This window comes from Lactobacillus sp. ESL0680 (assembly GCF_029392855.1).
In the GTDB taxonomy this organism is placed as follows: domain Bacteria; phylum Bacillota; class Bacilli; order Lactobacillales; family Lactobacillaceae; genus Lactobacillus.
Window position 1 is genome coordinate 320,236 of sequence record NZ_CP113945.1, and the last position, 18,691, is coordinate 338,926.

The window sequence follows — 18,691 nt, forward strand, 5'->3', positions numbered from 1 at the left end:
TTATCCCGCAAGGTCTAATTGTTTGCTAAAATAGGATTAGAAAATGCTCTAGGAGGCTGACAATTGAGTAAAGTAAACGTTTTAGGGGTCGACTTTGATAATAAAAGTTTTACCCAATTTAAAAATGAATTTGTTGGTCGGATTAATGCCCATCAATCAACGTTTGTTGTTACTGCTAATCCCGAAATTGTGATGGCAGCGAACGAAAATCCTGAATTTATGAAAATTTTGAATTTTGATGCTGACTATATTACTCCTGATGGGATTGGGATTGTTAAGGCAGCTAAGATGTTACATACACCGCTTAAGGAACGGGTAACGGGTTATGATTTATTCACATGGCTGATGAAATTGGCTAATGAGCGCAATTTGCGGGTTTACCTAATTGGTGCTAAACCTCACGTGATTCATGCTGTCCAAGAAAAAATCGCCCGTGATTATTCTGGCATTCAGTTAGTTGGTGCCGAAGATGGCTATTTTAATGAGGATTTGGAAGTGATGGCTTACCAAATTGAACGCACGGAACCTGACTTAGTGTTTGCTGCCTTAGGCTCACCGCGCCAGGAGCAATTATTGGCAATATTACGGAAGAACCTGTTGCCAGCACTAATGATGGGCGTTGGCGGTAGCTTTGATGTCTTTTCAGGAGCTGTTAAGCGGGCACCGCAATTTTGGCAGCAAGTACATCTTGAATGGTTCTATCGTTTGGTCAAAAATCCGAGCCGCTTTAAGAGAATGATGGTTTTGCCTAAATTTGTCCACGAAGTTCACGAAGAAAAAAGGAAATAACGTAACATGAAAGTTTTGCACGTCAATGCTGGCTTGGAAGCTGGCGGGGGACTGACACATATTGTTAACTTATTAAAGGAAGCCAAAAAGGAGGGCGAAGATTTTTCTTTGCTTTGCCTCGCTGAAGGTCCGGTTGCTCGCGCTGCCCGTGAAGCACATCTGCAAGTAGCAGTATTAGGAATTAATAGTCGTTACGATTTAGCTAGTTTAGGCAAATTAGCGGCTTTTATTAATAATGGTAATTACGATATTGTCCATACTCATGGTGCCCGAGCTAACTTATTTGTGTCCCTACTTCGGCGTAAGCTCAGTGCCAAGTGGTGCGTGACGGTCCATTCGGATCCCTACCTTGACTTTGCAGACCGTGGCATCTTAGGGAAGCTTTTTACTGCCGCTAATGTTTATGCGCTTAAAAAAAGCGACTGTGTCTTTGCCGTGACGAAGAACTTCGCTAATTTGCTTATCCAGAAGGCACATGTCGATCAGAATAAGGTGCATGTTATCTATAATGGCATTTTCTTTCATCAAGATAGTCAAATCCCAGCAAAATATCCCGAGCCAACTTTTAATCTAATTAATGTTGCTCGTGTTGAAAAAGTTAAGGGGCAAGCTCTGCTACTGCACGCTTTAAAAAATCTGGATAATGCCAATGTTCACCTGTATATTGCTGGGGATGGTTCGCAAATGGCGGCACTCAAAGATTTGGTGCAAAAGCTGGATTTGGGACCGCAGGTGACCTTTCAGGGCTTCATGACGCAAAAGCAGCTGCAGAATTTATACCGGCGTATGGATTTGGCGGTTTTGACTTCGTATTCAGAAAGCTTCCCGCTGGTTCTGCTCGAGGCCTGTGATAACCTAGTGCCACTGTTGTCCACAGATGTTGGGGATATTAAAATGATGATTCCAGATAAAGACAGCGGCTTTGTGGCTAAGGTGGGAGATGTTACTTCAATTACGAATGCGTTGCGTAAGGCAGTTGCTACACCAAAAAACGAATTAGAAGAAATGGCAGTCCGCGAAAAAACTTATATTACCGAACATTTTTCTGTTGCTAACCAGTTAGAAACTATTATTCAAGAATATCAAGCAATAATTAAGCGCTAAAAACTGTTGCTTATAATCATATGAATGTCTATAATTAAGGACAAAAATATTAGTGAAAAAGATATTAAGAGGATAAAATGTTTTATCAAGAATTAGATCAAGACGATTCTTTGGTTTTGCATACAGACTTGTATGAATTAAATATGATGTATACCTACTTCAAAAAGGGCATTGCTGACCGTAATGCTGTTTTTGAAGCTTTTTATCGCAAAGAACCATTTGGTAACGGCTACTCAGTGTTTGCTGGGCTAGAGCACATTATCATGTACTTGAAAAATTTAAAATTTAAAGAAAGCGATTTGCAATACTTAAAAGAAGAAGTCGGCTATGATGACGACTTTATTGATTATTTGCGTCACTTTGAATTTAAATTGAGCGTACGCTCAATGCGTGAAGGCGAGATTGTCTTTGCCAATGAGCCGTTAGTTCAGGTTGAAGGCCCCTTGGCGCAATGCCAATTAGTCGAAACTGCAATTTTAAATATTATTAACTTCCAAACGTTGCTGGCAACTAAGGCTGCCCGAGTTAAGTTGGCCGTTCAAGGTGACGGCGTGATGGAATTCGGTAGTCGGCGTGCTCAAGAAGCTGATGCAGCTGTTTGGGGGACACGTGCTGCTTATATAGGTGGCTTTGATTCCACTAGTAATGTTCGTGCCGGTAAGTTATTCGGCATTCCTGTTTCTGGAACTCATGCCCATTCGCTAGTTGAAGCCTTTGGCAGTGAGTATGAAGGCTTTAAGGCTTATGCCGAAACGCATAAAGATTGTGTCTTCTTAGTTGATACCTATGATACGGTGCGCAGTGGGGTTCCGAATGCCATTCGTGTTGCCAATGAAATGGGCGACAAGATTAACTTTCAGGGCGTGCGGATTGATTCTGGCGACATGGCTTATATTTCTAAGCAAGTGCGTAAGGAACTGGATGATGCTGGTTATCCAAACGCGAAGATTTATGCTTCTAATGATCTTGATGAAACAACTATCACCAGCCTCAAGATGCAGGGTGCTAAAATTGATGTTTGGGGCATAGGTACCAAGTACATTACAGCTTTTGACCAACCTGCTCTTGGTGCGGTCTATAAGCTGGTGTCAATGGCAGATGAGCAGGGTCAGATGCACGACACGCTCAAGATTTCTTCAAATGCGATTAAAGTTTCTAATCCGGGCAAAAAGCAAGTTTGGCGGATTTCAGCTAATCAGAAAAAGAAGAATGCGGGTGATTGGATTGCCCGCAGCGGAGTTGATCCGCGCAAGTTTGATTCCTTGTACATGTTCCACCCGCAGTACACTTATATCAATAAGGTTGTCACTGATTACACTGCCGAACCGTTATTGCAGGAAATCTTTAAGGACGGCAAGCTTGTTTACGATCAGCCTAAACTAATTGATATTAAGAAATTCTGTGCTAAAAATATTGATGGCTTGTGGGATGAATATAAGCGGATGCTTAATCCGCAGGAATATCCCGTTGACTTGTCTCAAGACTTGTATGACAGCAAGATGAATTTAATTAAAGACATTCGTCAAAAAATTACCGAAAGGAATGCAGCTAAATGAGACCACTGCAAAAAGAAATAATTGCTTATGAGCATGTGTTGCCGGAGATTGATCCCAAAAAAGAAATTAGACGGTCGGTTAACTTTCTGAAAGATTATTTGAAGGCTAATCCTTTTTTGAAATCTTATGTATTAGGTATTTCTGGTGGGCAGGACTCCACTTTGACGGGAAAATTAACGCAAATGGCAATTAGTGAAATGCGTGCTGAAACCGGTGATAATTCTTACCAATTTATTGCAGTGCGATTGCCTTATGGCGTGCAAAAGGATGCCCAAGATGCGGCTGATGCCGTGGCTTTTCAACAACCCGATCAAGACTTAATTGTTAATATCAAGTCCGGAGTTGATGCAACAGTTGCTAGCTTAGAAGAAGCTGGTCAAACAATTACTGACTTTAACAAAGGCAATATTAAGGCGCGGGAGCGAATGATTGTTCAATACGCGATTGCCGGTGCTCACAATGGTGCAGTAGTCGGTACCGATCACGCTGCCGAAAACTTTAGCGGCTTTTATACCAAGTATGGTGATGGTGCGGCTGATGTGACGCCGTTGTTCCGGTTAGATAAGCGCCAAGGTAAGCAAATGCTTAAAGAGCTTGGCTGTCCAGAACATCTTTATTTGAAAACACCGACTGCTGATTTGGAAGAAGACCGACCATCCTTGCCTGATGAAAAGGCGCTTGGCGTCACTTATGATGAAGTTGATGATTACTTAGAGGGTCGTGAAGTTTCAGAAGCTGCTGCCAAGCAGATTGAAGCTTTGTGGCTAAAGAGTGAGCATAAACGGCATTTGCCTGTGACAGTGTTTGATGATTTTTATAAAAAGTAAGAGAAAGTCGCAAAAAGGCGACTTTTTTTGTTGCCAAAAAATATTAAGTTTTGTAACAAAAATGAAATATTTTTGTATTATTTTGGTAAAAATGTGCTATAGTGTTCCTTAACAAATAAAGGAGGTATTTTTACCATGAAAATTAAATATATATTACCTGTAGTTGCGGCAACACTTTTGGGTAGTGGCTTAGCAGTAAGTCCAGTTAATGCAGCAGTTAAGCCGGCAGAAGAAGCCGCTGAAAGTAATAGTAATTATATTAAGGTATATCCAAAGAAAATGCGAGGAACTTGGTATTATTATGATGGTAAAAAGCTGTGTAAAGAAGTTATTGGCAAAAAAACAATGACCCATTACACAAGTGGCAAAAAGGACGCTTATCGTGTAGTGCATGCTTATGTTGCTCACGACGCTGCAACAATGAATAAGGAAGAACTTGCACATACTAAAAATTGGGTGACTGCAGAAAACAGAAAGATCCAAGGTCTTAACTGGGTTGGTGTTCATGGCTGGAGTGATGCCGCTGGTGCCGGAGAATTCATCAATGTCTCCCAAATTAAGGGGAATAAAGTTTTGACAAGTGCTAATGGTGCTGGAGTTTGGGTGAGCTATCATGCTTACAAAACACCAAAGTTAGCTAAAAAGTTACAGAAGAAGCAATATCATCAATTTTCATACTTACAATAGTTAAAAACAAGCATTACTAGCGGCTGCTGGCAATGCTTTTTTAGTGGGAAGTATAAATCCTTGCTTGGTCAAAAAAATTCGTGTATTGTTTAATTCATATTAAGCTTACAAAAAGTAAGTAAAAAGAAATAAGAGGTAGAAGATGGTACGAATGAATGACGAATTAACTTTTGGCTTGGATTCATTTGGCGATGTGCCAGATGATCCGGCAACTAATCAGCCAGTGACTTATGACAAGGCTCTTAAGCAAATTATTAAAGAAGCTAAATTAGCAGATGACTTAGGCATTGACGTAATTGCCTTAGGTGAGCATCACCGACCAGAATATGCGATTTCTAGTCCAGAAGTGATGCTGGCAGCGATTGCTAGTGTCACTAAGAGAATTAAGTTAAGTACTGGAGTAACGGTTTTAAGTTCGGATGATCCAGTTCGAGTTTACGAGCGCTTTGCAACCTTGGATAATATTTCCGATGGTCGTGCGCAGATAATGCTTGGTCGTGGTTCTTTTACAGAATCATTTCCGTTATTTGGTTATGATTTGAACGATTATAACGAATTGTTTGAGGAAAAAGTTGCTCTGTTCAATGAATTACGTGAAGGCAAACCAGTAACTTGGGAAAGTGAATACACGCAAAATCTGAATAATGTTGAGATTTATCCACAGATTACAGGTCACAAGTTGGATACTTATATCGGTGTTGGCGGTACGCCAAGTTCTATTATTCGTGCAGCCCGCTATGGTTTTCCGGTAATTATGGCAATTATTGGTGGCGATCCAGCAAGATTTCGGCCGTATGTTGATCTATATAATGCTGCGGCTGAACAATATCACAACCCGCAATACCCGCTGGGAATGCACTCACATGGTGTGATTGCAGAAACTGATGAAGAAGCATACGAGATTGGCTGGAAATATCTGCGTCGCTCAATGGACCGCATTGGTAAAGATCGTGGTTGGACACTGATGACCAAAGAACACTTCGATTATGAGGTGAAAAATGGTTCTTATTATATTGGTACACCGGAGCATGTTGCCCACAAGATTGCTGATAAAATGACGCAAGTTGGTGTTAAACGTTTTGACTTTATCTATGGCGCTGGTGGTCAGACTGCCGCAATGCGGGAAAATATTTTACGTTTATACGGACAAAAGGTAGTGCCAATGGTTAAGGATTTGCTTAACTCTGGAGCTTATAAATTTAATTAAAATGATAGCCATGCAAGATAGGTCTTGTATGGCTATTTTAGGATTGTTAAAATATATAAATAAAACAGCTATTAATTTTAACAAGGAAGAAGCAAAATGAAAGATTTGTATTTGATGCGGCATGGCGAAACGATTTTTAATCAGCGAAAATTGGTTCAGGGTGCAGTTGATTCGCCATTAACTAAGTCTGGTATCCAGGACGCAATTAAAATGGGAGAGTACCTTAAAGAGCAAGGACTAAATTTTGACCATGCATATACTTCTACTCAAGAACGTGCCAGTGACACTTTGGAACTGGTGACTAAATTACCGTATAAACGGTTAAAGGGATTAAAGGAATGGAATTTTGGCTTGTTTGAAGCACAAGCAGATTATTTATTACCGAAGTTTACTTTTACTGATCCTGCAGAAGCCAGTTTCTTTGTTCCTTACGGCGGCGAGTCAAGCATGCAGGTTATGGACAGAATGACCAAGACAATTAGCCAAATTATGGCGCAGCCAGACAATCAACAAGTATTGGTTGTTAGTCATGGGGCAGCAATTTTGATGTTCTTGGCTAAGTGGGTGCCATTTACAGAATTATCTAAAATCACGGATTTACCTAATTGCTGTGTACTGCATTTTACTTATGATACTGACACCAATAAGTTTACTTTTGTGAAAATGATCGATCCGCAAAAAATATAATTAGATTTTTTAAATAAATATTTTACCCAAAATTATGGCAAACTTTTTGAAAAGGCTTTTTCACTGAGAGATGTTTTGCTATAATTTAAGCAATCAAGCAAGAACTAAAAAATTTTGAGGACAGTGGCTGCTGTTTATACAGGACCATGCTTAATGGTTAAGGTAGCGCCATTTGCTGGTGTTGTGCAAGATGACAGCGACGGTTTTTAAAATTTTGCTTGTTGTTTGAAGGGTAAGGGATTCTGCAAAATTGCAGAGGTCCTTTTTTCTTATATTCAGTTTAATCTGGATTAAATCAATTATATTAAGCAAAGTAAGTAGAACCATTATTTTGAATTTATATAATTATGTTGTGGTATTAGAATGCAAAATTATCTTATTGTAATAGATATGCAAGCAGATTATGTAGGTGAAGAAAAGAAATTTGCTGATCCTAAGTTGATTTCTAAAATTAATAAAAGAATTGCCTTATATCCTGCAGATCATGTAATTTATGTTGTTAATCGTTTTTTGTGGGAAAGTAGACATCATATTAAAAAATTAGCTAAAGGTTTAAATGTTGTTTCATCTTTAGTTTATGAGAAGAGACATGGTTCTTGTTTGACAAACAAGAATTTGCAAACTTTTTTGGAAAATAAAAACGCCAATCAGTTAGAATTTGTGGGCGTTGATGGTAATTATTGTGTAAATGCGTCGATAATAGCAAGCATAAAAAATGGCTACTTTGTTTCAGCAAAATTGAATTGTATAGGTGCCAAAAAAACAAAAAAATTTGAGCGAACAAAACAAAAATGGCAAAAGATGGGATGTCAAATAATTTTAAATTAGCTGTTGATAAGAGTTTTCGTTATATTAAAGATTGACAAAGATTGTTCAAGTAGTACAATTACTTTTAACTGAAGATATGTTTTTTAAGTTAATCATTCAAAGAGAAAACCGAGTGCTGAGAAGGGTTCATGACTGCTTAAAAAATGCTCCTTGAGCGTTAAATAATAATAATTAAGAGGTAACAAACACTGTTGCAATTGAGGTGGTACCGCGTTTAGTAGCGTCCTCAGATTTGTTAACAGTGTTTTTTATTTTATTAAAAAAGGAGAATATTAATGAAGAAACTAACAAGTTCTGAATTTAGACAAATGTTCTTAGACTTCTTTAAAGAGCATGGCCACATGGTTTTGCAGAGTCAATCACTGATTCCGCAAGATGACCCAACATTGTTGTGGATTAACTCTGGGGTTGCCACAATGAAGAAGTACTTTGATGGTTCAGTTGTGCCAAAGAACCACCGAATTACTAGCTCACAGAAGTCAATTAGAACTAACGATATTGAAAACGTGGGTAAAACCGCTCGTCACCAGACTTTCTTTGAAATGCTGGGTAACTTCTCAGTTGGGGATTACTTTAAGAAGGAAGCAATTCCGTGGGCTTGGGAATTTTTGACTAGTCCTGAATGGCTCGACTTAGATAAGGATAAATTGTACTGCACGGTTTACCCAAAGGATACTGAGGCTCAGGAAATCTGGGAAAAGACTGGGATGCCTAAGGACCATATTGTGAAGTTAGAAGAAAACTTCTGGGATATTGGTGAAGGTCCATGTGGTCCTGACTCCGAAATCTTTTATGACCGTGGTCAAGAAAATAATGATGTCGCTGAAGACGACCCAGAGAACTTCCCGGGTGGTGAAAATGCACGTTACCTTGAAATCTGGAACATTGTGTTCTCACAATATAACCACTTAGCTAATGGCAAGTACGTTGACCAGCCGCATAAGAATATTGATACGGGGATGGGACTAGAACGTGTTCTGTCAATCTTGCAGGATGCACCAACTAACTTTGAAACCGACTTATTCTTGCCAATTATTCATGAAACCGAAAAGATGACACCAGGTAAGAAGTACGAGATTGATGACGAAAATACGCCAGCATTCAAGATTATTGCCGACCACGTTCGGACCGTTAGTTTTGCCATTGCTGATGGTGCTTTACCATCAAACACCGGTCGTGGGTATGTTTTGCGGCGCTTAATCCGACGTGCAGACCTGAATGGTCAACGCTTGGGGATTAAGGGAGCTTTCCTTTACAAGTTAGTGCCAGTTGTTGGTGAAATCATGCAAAGCCACTATCCAGAAGTGACTGACCAAAAGGACTTCATTGCTAAGGTAATTAAGAATGAAGAAGAAAGATTCCAAGTAACACTTGAATCTGGTTTGACTTTGCTTGATGATTTAATTGCCAAGGCCAAAAATTCAGAAGATAAGACGATTTCTGGTAAGGATGCCTTCAAATTATTTGATACTTATGGCTTCCCTTATGAATTAACGTTTGAATCTGCTCAAGATGCAGGTTTAAATGTTGATAAAGAAGGCTTTGATACTGAGATGCAAGCTCAAAAAGACCGCGCCCGCAATGCTCGTGGTGACTTGCAATCAATGGGTGCTCAAGATGTTACTTTAATGAACATTAAGGATAAGTCTGAGTTTGAATACGGTGTTTATGAAGAAAAGCACGCTAAATTAATCGATATTATTGTGGATGACGAGTTAGTTGACCAAACTGATAATGAAACTGCTACTTTGATTTTTGATAAGACACCATTTTACGCAGAACGTGGTGGTCAAGTTGCCGATCACGGTAGAATTTACGATCAAGAAGGCGAATTGGTTGCCGAAGTAACTGACGTCCAACATGCGCCAAACGACCAAAACATGCACTTTGTTCAAGTAATCTTGCCACTTGTAAAGGGTCAAGAATATGTCTTGAAGATTGACCGCGCCCGTCGTGAAGGCTTGCGTCATTCGCACTCAGCAACCCACTTGCTTCATGCAGCATTGCGCAGTATTTTGGGCGACCATACTCATCAAGCCGGTAGTTTGGTTGAACCTGATTATTTGCGCTTTGACTTTACAGCCATTGAACCATTAACTGATAAGGAACTTAAGTCAGTTGAAGAATTGGTTAACCAAAAGATTTGGGAAGCTTTAGACGTTAAGACAACAGTTACTGATGAAGAAACTGGTAAGAAGATGGGTGGTTTAGCCTTATTTGATGGTAAATACGGCGACAAGGTCCGCGTTGTGCAAATGGGTGACTTCTCTAGTGAGTTCTGTGGTGGTACCCACTGTGATAACACTAACCAAATCGGAATTTTCAAGATTACTTCTGAATCAGCTGTTGGTGCTGGTGTTAGAAGAATTGAAGCTGTCATGTCAAAGAAGGCTTATGCATACTTAGCTAATCGTTCAGAATTACTTGATGAAATTCAAGCAGAAGTTAAGTCAACTAAGCCAGAAGATATTATTGATAAAGTTGATAGTCTTGAAAAAGAACTGCACGATAGCCAAAAGCAAGTTGAAGATTTGAACTTGAAGATTAATCAAGTTAAGGCTGGTGAAATCTTTAATGCCGTTGAACAAGCCGGTGATTTGACTGTTATTGCTGAAAAGGCTGACGTTAACGGGATGAATGACCTGCGTGAACTTGCTGATACGTGGAAGAGCGGCAACAAGTCTGATGTCTTAGTCTTAGCAGCAGCTAATGATGGCAAAGCCAATATGATTATCAGCTTAGGTGAAAAAGCCTTGGCTAAGGGCTTGAAGGCCGGCGACTTAATTAAGCAGGCTGCGCCAATCTTTGGCGGTGGTGGCGGCGGCCGTCCAAACATGGCTCAAGCTGGTGGTAAGAAGCCAGAAGGTCTTGATGAAGCAATTAAGACTGTTGTTGAAATAATTGCTAAAAATTAATTGATTGAGTTTGAACGGTTTTTCAAGTAAAATTATGTCAGGAGGAATGAAAATGAGTTCGCTAGATAAAACAATGCATTTTGATTTTAATCAAAATAAGGGCAAGAATGTTTATGATACTCTCCAAGATGTTTATGATGCTCTTGAGGAAAAGGGTTATAATCCAATCAATCAGATTGTCGGTTACTTATTGTCTGGCGATCCAGCATACATTCCACGGCACAATGACGCTCGTAATTTGATCTTGAAGCACGAGCGTGATGAAATAATTGAAGAACTTGTCAAAAGTTATCTTGGAAAAGACAAGTAATGCGCTTAATTGGTTTAGATGTCGGATCCAAGACAGTTGGTGTTGCGGTTAGTGACGAATTAGGAATTACTGCGCAAAAGGTAGAAACGATTCCAATTGACGAAGCTAAGTTTAGTTTTGGCATGCGGCCGCTTAAAAAGATTGTCAAGCAATATGATGCGGATGGTTTTGTTTTGGGCTTGCCCAAGAATATGGACGGCTCGTCCGGTAATTCAGTTGCCCGCAGTAAGGCTTATGGTAAACGGCTTGCTGATAAGTTCGGTCTGCCCGTTTATTATTCTGATGAGCGTCTGACAACGATTGAATCGCGTCGGGTCTTAGTGGAAGAAGCCGGCATACATGATCGCCATCAACGCAAAGAAATAATTGACCAAATGGCTGCTGTCTTGATTTTACAGAATTATTTAGACTTACACCGAAAGGATTAATATGACACAAGAAGTTCACGGTGATGACCGGCAAATTACCCTTGTTGACGACAAGGGTAATGAAGAATTATACGAAGTTTTATTTACATTTCATTCAGATGACTATGATAAGTCCTATATCTTGCTTTATCCAGCTGCAGTAGGTGACGATGAAGAAGTTGAAGTTCAGGCATTTAGTTATGATGCTGATGATGCAGGCGATGTAACCAGCAGCGATTTGCACGAAATTGAATCAGACGATGAATGGAACATGGTTCAAGGGGTGCTCAACACTTTCTTGGATGATGACCGTTTAAGTGGTGAATAAAAAAGAAAGACTGGCTTAGCCAGTCTTTTTTTATTAATAGAGAAAAATAGACGACTAATGAATAACAAAATATTAAAAACGTTAGAATTTGCCAAAATTACACAGAATTTGGCGGACCAAGCGATTACGGCACCAGCTAAAAGGCGGGCGGCAACTTTGAAGCCGAGTGGTGATTTTGCTCAAGTTAAATTATCTTTAGAACAGACGTTGGCGTTAGTTAACTTGCTGCGCATTAAGGGTCGATTGCCGCTGACGGACTTTGAGGATGTGCGCCCCAGCACCAAGCGTTTGCGGATCAAGGCAAACTTAAATGCTAAAGAGCTCGGGAACATACTACTTGTTTTAGTGTTAGCCAATGAAGTTAATAGCTTTTTAGAAGATGTTGATGGCGAGCAGTTGAACTTAGAAGCAATTAGTGAGATTTCTTCTAAGTTAGATGTTCCCGAAATGTTACTGAATGAGTTGAAACGTGCACTGGATTTTGACGGTGAAATTTTGGATACAGCTTCAAGCAATTTGGCACGGTTACGTCATGATCTAAAAAGTAACGATGAAGAAATTAAATTGCGAATGGATGCTTACACCAAGGGCAGCAGCAGTAAATATTTGTCAGAACAAATTGTGACCATTCGTGATGACCGTTATGTTATTCCGGTTAAGCAAGAATATCGGGCAAAATTTGGTGGTGTGGTTCATGACCAAAGTGCAAGTGGGCAGACCTTGTTTGTGGAACCAGGCGCGGTTCTTAATTTGAATAATCGTCAGCAAAATTTACTCGCCCAAGAGCGGCAAGAAATTCACCGAATTTTACGGCAATTATCGGATTTGGCACGTGAGGAAGTGACACGGCTTGATGCAATTGCCTCAGGCTTAACCGAACTGGACTTTTTGCAGGCTAAGGCACATTTGGCGCGGCTGATGAAGGCCACTGAACCAAAATTAAATCAACATCAAGAATTAAATTTACTGCAGGCACGTCATCCGCTGATTGATCCAGAAAAGGTTGTACCTAATGATATTCGTTTGGGCGGCGAATTTGATACGGTATTAATTACCGGTCCTAACACTGGTGGTAAGACAATTACGTTAAAAACCGCTGGCTTATTGCAATTAATGGCTCAAGCTGGGTTATTTGTTCCAGCGGCTGAGGGCAGTCAGGTCAGCGTTTTCAAAGATATTTGTGCTGATATTGGTGATGAACAGTCAATTGAGCAATCGCTGAGTACTTTTTCATCGCACATTAACGATATCATTCAAATTATGAAGAAGGTTGACGACCAGACGCTTGTGCTAATTGATGAAATTGGCGCGGGAACTGATCCAGAAGAAGGTGCTAGTCTGGCGATCAGTATTTTGGACTTTTTGCGTAAGAAAAAAGCTAAAATCATGGTCACAACGCACTATCCAGAATTAAAACTCTATGGCTACAATCGACCGCGGACAACCAATGCGTCAATGGAATTTGATATTAAGACATTATCGCCAACGTATCGTTTCCAAATTGGCATTCCGGGTCACAGTAATGCCTTTGCAATTGCGCGGCGGCTTGGTATGCGTGAAGATGTTGTTAAGAATGCGCAGGAACTAATGTCGGACGAAAATTCGGACATCAATACGATGATTATTCGCTTAGATAAGCAAACCAAGGCGGCAACTGATGCGCGTAATCATTTGGAGAGCAGTCTTGACCGCAGTGAAAAGTTAGCAGAAAAACTGCAGCAGGCATTGGATTGGTACAATCAACGTGTGCAAAAGCAACTTGAGTTTGCACAAGAACGGGCAAATGAAGTTGTTGCCAAAAAGCGCAAAAAAGCCGATCAAATCATTGCTAAACTAGAGAAGCAACACGGCAACGTTAAGCAAAATGAGGTAATTGATGCCAAGGGTGAATTTAACCAATTAGCTAAACAGGAAGAAAACTTGGCACACAATAAGGTCTTGCAGCGCGAAAAGAAACGGCATCACGTTGCGGTTGGCGACCGTGTTAAAGTCCTGTCTTATGGTCAAGTGGGCAATGTTACTAAGCGCTTAGGCAACCACCAATATGAAGTCCAGATGGGCATTATTAAAGTTAAAGTTAGCGATCGTGACGTTGAAAAAATCGCTGGTGAAGTAAAAGCTAAACCGCAAAAAATGGTGCGGGCAACTAGTGCTAATCGCCGCAGCAATGCCCGTAGTGAACTCGATTTGCGCGGACAGCGTTATGATGAGGCCATGACCAACTTGGATCGTTATATTGATTCAGTTTTGTTAGCAGGACTAGACGTTGTGACAATTATTCACGGTATTGGTACTGGGGCAATTCGCAAGGGTGTTTGGCAATATTTGGCTTCCAGCAGTCATGTCGATAGCTATAATTATGCTCCGGCAAATGAAGGCGGCAATGGAGCGACAATTGTTCATTTGAAGTAAACTACTTGTAAAAAGTAAGTTGGCTTGCTATACTAAACTCATTAAGAGATAACGTAGGTTTATGCAGTTATGCAGGAGGTATTTTCATGGTTGATGAATTAACAGATGAAAACTTTGAAGAAGAAACTAAAGATGGTGTTGTGTTAACAGACTTTTGGGCAACTTGGTGTGGTCCATGTAAGATGCAATCACCAGTTGTTGACCAATTGGCTGAAGAACGTCAAGACGTTAAGTTCACCAAGATGGATGTTGACCAAAACAAGGAAACGCCAAGTGCCTTGGGAATTATGGCAATTCCAACTATGATTATTAAAAAGGACGGCAAGATTGTCGACCGTTTAACTGGTTATACACCAAAGCCAAAGCTTGACCAAATCTTGAGTCAATATACTGACTAATCAGGCTAAATTTAAAAGGACTAGCTGCAGCTAGTCCTTTTTGTGTGAGTTAATTTAGGCAAAAAACCTGCCAGTGTCTTGATACATACTGGCAGGTTTTAAAATAATTGTTAATTGCTTTTTTCTTTTAGTAAATCACGAATTTGCTTTAGATAATCTTCTGTTGTTGGCTGTTTTGGCTGGTCGTCTTGCTTCTTAACTGTTAGCTTATTAATTGCTTTAACTAATAAAAAGACAACAAAGGCAATAATTAAGAAGTTGATGATGGTGTTAATAAAGGCACCATATTTAAAAGTAGCACCGCCAACTTTGACTACTAAGTTAGATAGATCAATTCGCCCAATAAACAGGCCGATTAGGGGGTTAATTAGGTTTTTAACCAGTGAATTAACGATATTGGTAAAGGCGCCGCCGATAATTACACCGACAGCTAAGTCCATTACATTACCGCGTTTAATAAATTCTTTAAATTCTTGAAGCATTTTGTTTCCTCCTATCTTACTTTAATCATAGTTCAAGTATAGTAAAAAACAAATTAATTGCTTTAAAAATTAATCAAGGCGAGCAGTCAAGGTAACCTTTTTCTTTTTATCGTCAATTGTTAATTCGCATTCAGTCGTGCGGCCCGTTTCTTTTTGGATTGCTTCGGCAATAATACCGGCTTCAAGCGAAAATTCGCGACTGCCGCTATTTAATCTGTCGACCACATTCTGTCCAGTTAATTCAAATACAATAGCTGTGCGTTTTTCTTTGAGTTTAGTCAATGTACCGAATTCGGTGACAGCAAAAAAGTCGTTAACATCATCGAATGAAGTTAAGTCATATTTGCGGGCAATTCGTTTGCCGGCCCAATACAAAATGGCCTCATTATCTTCACCCAAAATTTGTGGTAATAAAAAATCGCGGTACAGCTGGTTAACAAAGTAGACATGTTCGTTTTGTTGGTTGTTCATTTGCATACAGTATTCATCCCTTTTATTCTTTTCTATTTTACCGTAAAATTGATAGAAGTAGAAAACTTTTAGGGAGAATTTTAATTATGGATAATCGACCAATTGGGTTATTGGATTCCGGTGTTGGCGGGCTAACGGTTGTTAAAAAGGTAATGCAAAAGATGCCGCGTGAATCGACGGTTTTTATTGGTGATAACGCACATATTCCTTATGGCGACAAGTCACAAGAAGAAATTATCGAACTGACTCGGCAAAGTGTTAAGTTTTTATTAAGTAAAAATGTTAAGCTGATTATTTTTGCATGCAATACGGCAACAGCGGCTGCAATGGCTGCTATTCAACGGGAAGTTGACCAGCCAATTATTGGTGTTATTCAATCTGGAAGTTTGGCAGCAGCGAGAATTACTAAAAACAAGCACGTGGCAGTTGTCGGTACGCAAGTAACAGCTGCTTCGCACGCTTATCAACAAGAGATTAAACTTCGTGATTCTAAAATTAAGGTGACAGAATTAGCGGCGCCTAAATTGGTGCCGTTAATTGAGCAAGATGCAGATTATGACACCTGTCTTCAGGCAGTGAAGGAAACATTGGCGCCAATTCAAGAGCAAGATTTTGACACGTTGATTTTGGGCTGTACCCACTATCCAATTATTCGTGATGAATTTAGGCAGGTGCTTGATAAGTGGGTTCAAATTGTTGATCCAGCCGATCAGGTTGCACAGTATACTTATAACGTGCTGAAGCGTGATGACATGTTTAATGCTTCAGATGCACCAACTAGACATGAATATTACACTACTGGCGATGCAGCAATGGTTAATGAACTAGGCCGCAGCATTTTGGGTGATCCAGAATTTAGCGCTCACCACATTAATGAGGGAGAAGAATAATCGTGAAAGAAATTTTATTTGCGACAACCAATCAGGGAAAAGTTAAGGAATTAAAGGAAGCTTTTGCCCAGGCGGGAATTGAAGCAGTGATTAAAACTAACGCTGACTTAAACAATCCGCCGATTGTGAACGAGTATGGGACCACCTTTACTGAGAATGCGAAGTTAAAAGCTCATGAGCTGGCTGAATTTAGTGGCATGATTACAATTGCGGATGATTCCGGTTTAATGGTTGATGCCCTTAATGGTGCTCCCGGTGTGCATTCTGCGCGTTATGCCGGTATTGCTCACGATGATGCCCACAATAATGCCAAATTGTTGGCAGAACTTGGTGGTGTGCCGCCAGAAAAGCGAACAGCAAAATTCAATACAACCATTGTTGCTTCAATTCCTGGAAAATTTGACCAGGATTTAGTTGTTAGTGGCCAATGTGCTGGGCAGATTTTAGCAGTGCCGCGCGGAGAAGACGGGTTTGGCTACGATCCGTTATTTTATGTGCCAGAAAAGAATAAAACTTTTGCGCAAATGTCATTGGACGAAAAGAATAGCCTGTCTCATCGCGGGCGGGCAATTGAAAAGTTACTAGCAGCATGGCCGGAATGGCTAGCACAAATTAACTAACTAAAAAGGTTAACTCGTATTTGAGTTAACCTTTTTCTATCCCGCTAGGGTAATATCATTGACTTGTAAAATCTTGAGGTAAGCTGTTAAGTAAATGTCTTGCACGGCCTTTTCTTTGCCTGGCTTTACTTGAAAGTGAATAACATAGTCGACAGTTTTGGCTGTTTGATTAGTAATGCCAATAATCTTGGGTCCTTGCACCAAAGTCTTTTTGGCCAAGGATACTTGGCTATTAGCCTGCTTAATTAATTCGCGTACTTTGGTGAAATCATTTTGGGCATTTAGCTGCAGCTTAATATCTAAGCCAATGCCGCCGTGAGCTAAGTTCTGCACAATTGAAATATTGCGGTTGGGAATATAGATGATCGAGCCGTCACTGCCCTTCAGGCGGGTAGTTCTTAGTCCTAGTTGGACAACGGTACCGGTTTGATTATTAATCTGTACAATATCGCCAACGTCAAATTGATCTTCACTTAAAATGAAAAATCCGTTGACTAGATCGCTGACAAAACCTTGCGCCCCCATCCCTAAAGCTAGGGAAAAAATTCCGGCACTTGCTAGAAGCGTACCAATTGGAATCCCCAAAATTGATAAAACCCCAAATAAGTAAAAGAAAATTACGGTGTAGCTAAAAATACTATTGATTAAGGCAGTTACAGTTCTAGTTCGCTTGTTTTGCGGCCTTTTACTGTGCTTTAAGTAATGATTAATAATTCTTTTGCCAAAGTAATCAATGATGTAAAAAATTGCCGTTGATAAGACAAGCTGCCAGATAATCGTGAGTAAATGTTCGCCGATGTTATCCCAGTTTAATTTTAAAAATTTGGGATAGATTTTAAGTAAGTTATTCATGATGCATACCTTTCATATATGTACATTAACTATAACAAAATATCACATATAGGTTGAGATTAAAGTGTTTACATGCTAGACTTTTTATAGAAGTAAAATTGGAGGTAGAAGATGGAAATTTCCTATGGTGCACTAGCAGGATTAATTGCTGCTGTTGCATTACTAATTTTAGTACTTTTCGCTATTCCGGTGCTAGTTCGTGCTGCAAAGGCTACTAAAGAAGCAGATAAGACAATTCAGATTGCGAATGAGTCGATTGAACAGGTTGCTAAAGATGTTAGTGGTTTGCTTGACCAAACAAATGACTTGCTCGATAAGACTAACGTACTGTTGGCTGATGTTAATGTCAAGATGAAGACCCTGGATCCAGTTGTGCAAGCAGCTGCCGATTTGGGTGAGAGCGTCTCAGACGTTAATGCTTCTTCGCGGAAAATGGCTAAACGGTTCAGTAATGCTCATTTTAAGCGTAACGGAGCTGTTTCTTCTGTAGTGACATCAATGTTTGCACGGCGTAAGCGTCGTAAAGGTGAAGATTAAGTAAAGGAGTTACTTTTATGAAAAAGTTTACAAGTTTTTTGTTTGGTACAGTTGTTGGGTGTGCAGTAGGATTTGTTGCCGGCTCACTGCTTGTTAGTGACGATCAAATTGATGATATCAAGACTAAGGTTAAGAACAATGATACTGTTCAAGATTTGAAGAAGAAGTATGACAATGGTACCGAAGTTGTTAAGAACCAATTAGCATCATTCCCTAAGGATGTTGAAGATGATTCTGAATTAAAAGATTTCGATGATATTGTCATTGATGATTCTAAGGATGATATTGCTGATAACGACAATGCAGAGAAGACAGTTGATGATTTACATCATGCTGAAAACGACACTGATGTCGCAGCTCCAGCTTATCCACAAGAATAAGTAA

Annotated in this window: 21 protein-coding genes; 18 read left to right on the top strand and 3 right to left on the bottom strand. The window is 39.9% G+C overall.

The features are described from left to right. Window positions 1-63: 63 nt before the first annotated feature. The 14 genes from OZX58_RS01580 (at window position 64) to trxA (ending at window position 14,455) form a co-directional block, all read left to right on the top strand. The gene (locus OZX58_RS01580) at window positions 64-789 is read left to right on the top strand and encodes a WecB/TagA/CpsF family glycosyltransferase (RefSeq protein WP_277141214.1); all 726 of its coding nucleotides are present in this window, start codon (window positions 64-66) and stop codon (window positions 787-789) included. A 6-nt stretch (window positions 790-795) separates the two neighbouring features. Next, entirely contained in the window at window positions 796-1,893 is a 1,098-nt protein-coding gene (locus tag OZX58_RS01585; RefSeq protein ID WP_277141215.1) for a glycosyltransferase, read from the top strand. Window positions 1,894-1,970: 77 nt separating this feature from the next. Further along, window positions 1,971-3,449, top strand: a complete 1,479-nt coding sequence (locus tag OZX58_RS01590; protein WP_277131365.1) for a nicotinate phosphoribosyltransferase — start codon at window positions 1,971-1,973, stop codon at window positions 3,447-3,449. Continuing rightward, a complete protein-coding gene (gene nadE, locus OZX58_RS01595; RefSeq protein ID WP_277141216.1) occupies window positions 3,446-4,276 on the top strand; it encodes an ammonia-dependent NAD(+) synthetase in 831 nt (276 codons plus the stop codon). The genes OZX58_RS01590 and nadE overlap by 4 nt, the downstream gene beginning before the upstream one ends. Window positions 4,277-4,411: 135 nt before the next feature. Next, window positions 4,412-4,963, top strand: coding sequence for a hypothetical protein (locus OZX58_RS01600; RefSeq protein WP_277141217.1), 552 nt, complete (start codon window positions 4,412-4,414; stop codon window positions 4,961-4,963). A 142-nt stretch (window positions 4,964-5,105) separates the two neighbouring features. Further along, complete coding sequence (locus tag OZX58_RS01605; RefSeq protein WP_277141218.1) at window positions 5,106-6,170, top strand: LLM class flavin-dependent oxidoreductase; 1,065 nt, start codon at window positions 5,106-5,108, stop codon at window positions 6,168-6,170. A 96-nt stretch (window positions 6,171-6,266) separates the two neighbouring features. Beyond that, a complete protein-coding gene (locus OZX58_RS01610; protein ID WP_277141219.1) occupies window positions 6,267-6,857 on the top strand; it encodes a histidine phosphatase family protein in 591 nt (196 codons plus the stop codon). A gap of 363 nt (window positions 6,858-7,220) precedes the next feature. Then, the gene (locus OZX58_RS01615) at window positions 7,221-7,685 is read left to right on the top strand and encodes an isochorismatase family protein (RefSeq protein WP_277141220.1); all 465 of its coding nucleotides are present in this window, start codon (window positions 7,221-7,223) and stop codon (window positions 7,683-7,685) included. A 275-nt stretch (window positions 7,686-7,960) separates the two neighbouring features. After that, complete coding sequence (gene alaS, locus OZX58_RS01620) at window positions 7,961-10,600, top strand: alanine--tRNA ligase (protein WP_277141221.1); 2,640 nt, start codon at window positions 7,961-7,963, stop codon at window positions 10,598-10,600. A 52-nt stretch (window positions 10,601-10,652) separates the two neighbouring features. Next, complete coding sequence (locus tag OZX58_RS01625) at window positions 10,653-10,910, top strand: IreB family regulatory phosphoprotein (protein WP_212781015.1); 258 nt, start codon at window positions 10,653-10,655, stop codon at window positions 10,908-10,910. Beyond that, window positions 10,910-11,338 (top strand): Holliday junction resolvase RuvX, encoded by a 429-nt coding sequence (gene ruvX, locus OZX58_RS01630; protein ID WP_277141222.1) that lies wholly within the window; start codon window positions 10,910-10,912, stop codon window positions 11,336-11,338. The genes OZX58_RS01625 and ruvX overlap by 1 nt, the downstream gene beginning before the upstream one ends. 1 nt (window position 11,339) lies before the next feature. Continuing rightward, window positions 11,340-11,645 carry a DUF1292 domain-containing protein gene (locus tag OZX58_RS01635; protein WP_277134296.1) on the top strand — a complete coding sequence of 102 codons (306 nt, stop codon included), beginning with the start codon at window positions 11,340-11,342 and terminating at the stop codon, window positions 11,643-11,645. A 57-nt stretch (window positions 11,646-11,702) separates the two neighbouring features. After that, window positions 11,703-14,057, top strand: a complete 2,355-nt coding sequence (locus OZX58_RS01640; protein ID WP_277141223.1) for an endonuclease MutS2 — start codon at window positions 11,703-11,705, stop codon at window positions 14,055-14,057. An 86-nt stretch (window positions 14,058-14,143) separates the two neighbouring features. Further along, window positions 14,144-14,455 (top strand): thioredoxin, encoded by a 312-nt coding sequence (trxA, locus tag OZX58_RS01645; RefSeq protein WP_277131380.1) that lies wholly within the window; start codon window positions 14,144-14,146, stop codon window positions 14,453-14,455. 110 nt (window positions 14,456-14,565) lie between these two features. Here trxA and mscL read toward each other — a convergent pair whose 3' ends face one another. Beyond that, window positions 14,566-14,937, bottom strand: a complete 372-nt coding sequence (gene mscL / locus OZX58_RS01650; protein WP_277131381.1) for a large-conductance mechanosensitive channel protein MscL — start codon at window positions 14,935-14,937, stop codon at window positions 14,566-14,568. Between the two features lie 69 nt (window positions 14,938-15,006). Beyond that, entirely contained in the window at window positions 15,007-15,414 is a 408-nt protein-coding gene (locus OZX58_RS01655) for a YslB family protein (protein ID WP_277141224.1), read from the bottom strand. An 80-nt stretch (window positions 15,415-15,494) separates the two neighbouring features. On the opposite strand from OZX58_RS01655, the gene murI reads away from it, so the two are divergent. Both murI and OZX58_RS01665 read left to right on the top strand, forming a co-directional pair. Next, window positions 15,495-16,298, top strand: coding sequence for a glutamate racemase (gene murI, locus OZX58_RS01660; protein WP_277141225.1), 804 nt, complete (start codon window positions 15,495-15,497; stop codon window positions 16,296-16,298). Continuing rightward, complete coding sequence (locus OZX58_RS01665; RefSeq protein ID WP_277141708.1) at window positions 16,298-16,918, top strand: XTP/dITP diphosphatase; 621 nt, start codon at window positions 16,298-16,300, stop codon at window positions 16,916-16,918. Before murI ends, OZX58_RS01665 begins: the two co-directional genes overlap by 1 nt. 36 nt (window positions 16,919-16,954) lie before the next feature. Here the strand turns inward: OZX58_RS01665 and OZX58_RS01670 are convergent, their stop codons facing one another. Further along, window positions 16,955-17,770, bottom strand: a complete 816-nt coding sequence (locus OZX58_RS01670; RefSeq protein WP_277141226.1) for a mechanosensitive ion channel family protein — start codon at window positions 17,768-17,770, stop codon at window positions 16,955-16,957. Between the two features lie 111 nt (window positions 17,771-17,881). Between OZX58_RS01670 and OZX58_RS01675 the strand changes: the two genes are divergently transcribed. Beyond that, window positions 17,882-18,307 (top strand): DUF948 domain-containing protein, encoded by a 426-nt coding sequence (locus OZX58_RS01675; RefSeq protein ID WP_277131386.1) that lies wholly within the window; start codon window positions 17,882-17,884, stop codon window positions 18,305-18,307. Between the two features lie 17 nt (window positions 18,308-18,324). Further along, window positions 18,325-18,687 carry a DUF1269 domain-containing family protein gene (locus tag OZX58_RS01680; protein ID WP_277141227.1) on the top strand — a complete coding sequence of 121 codons (363 nt, stop codon included), beginning with the start codon at window positions 18,325-18,327 and terminating at the stop codon, window positions 18,685-18,687. Window positions 18,688-18,691 lie beyond the last annotated feature (4 nt).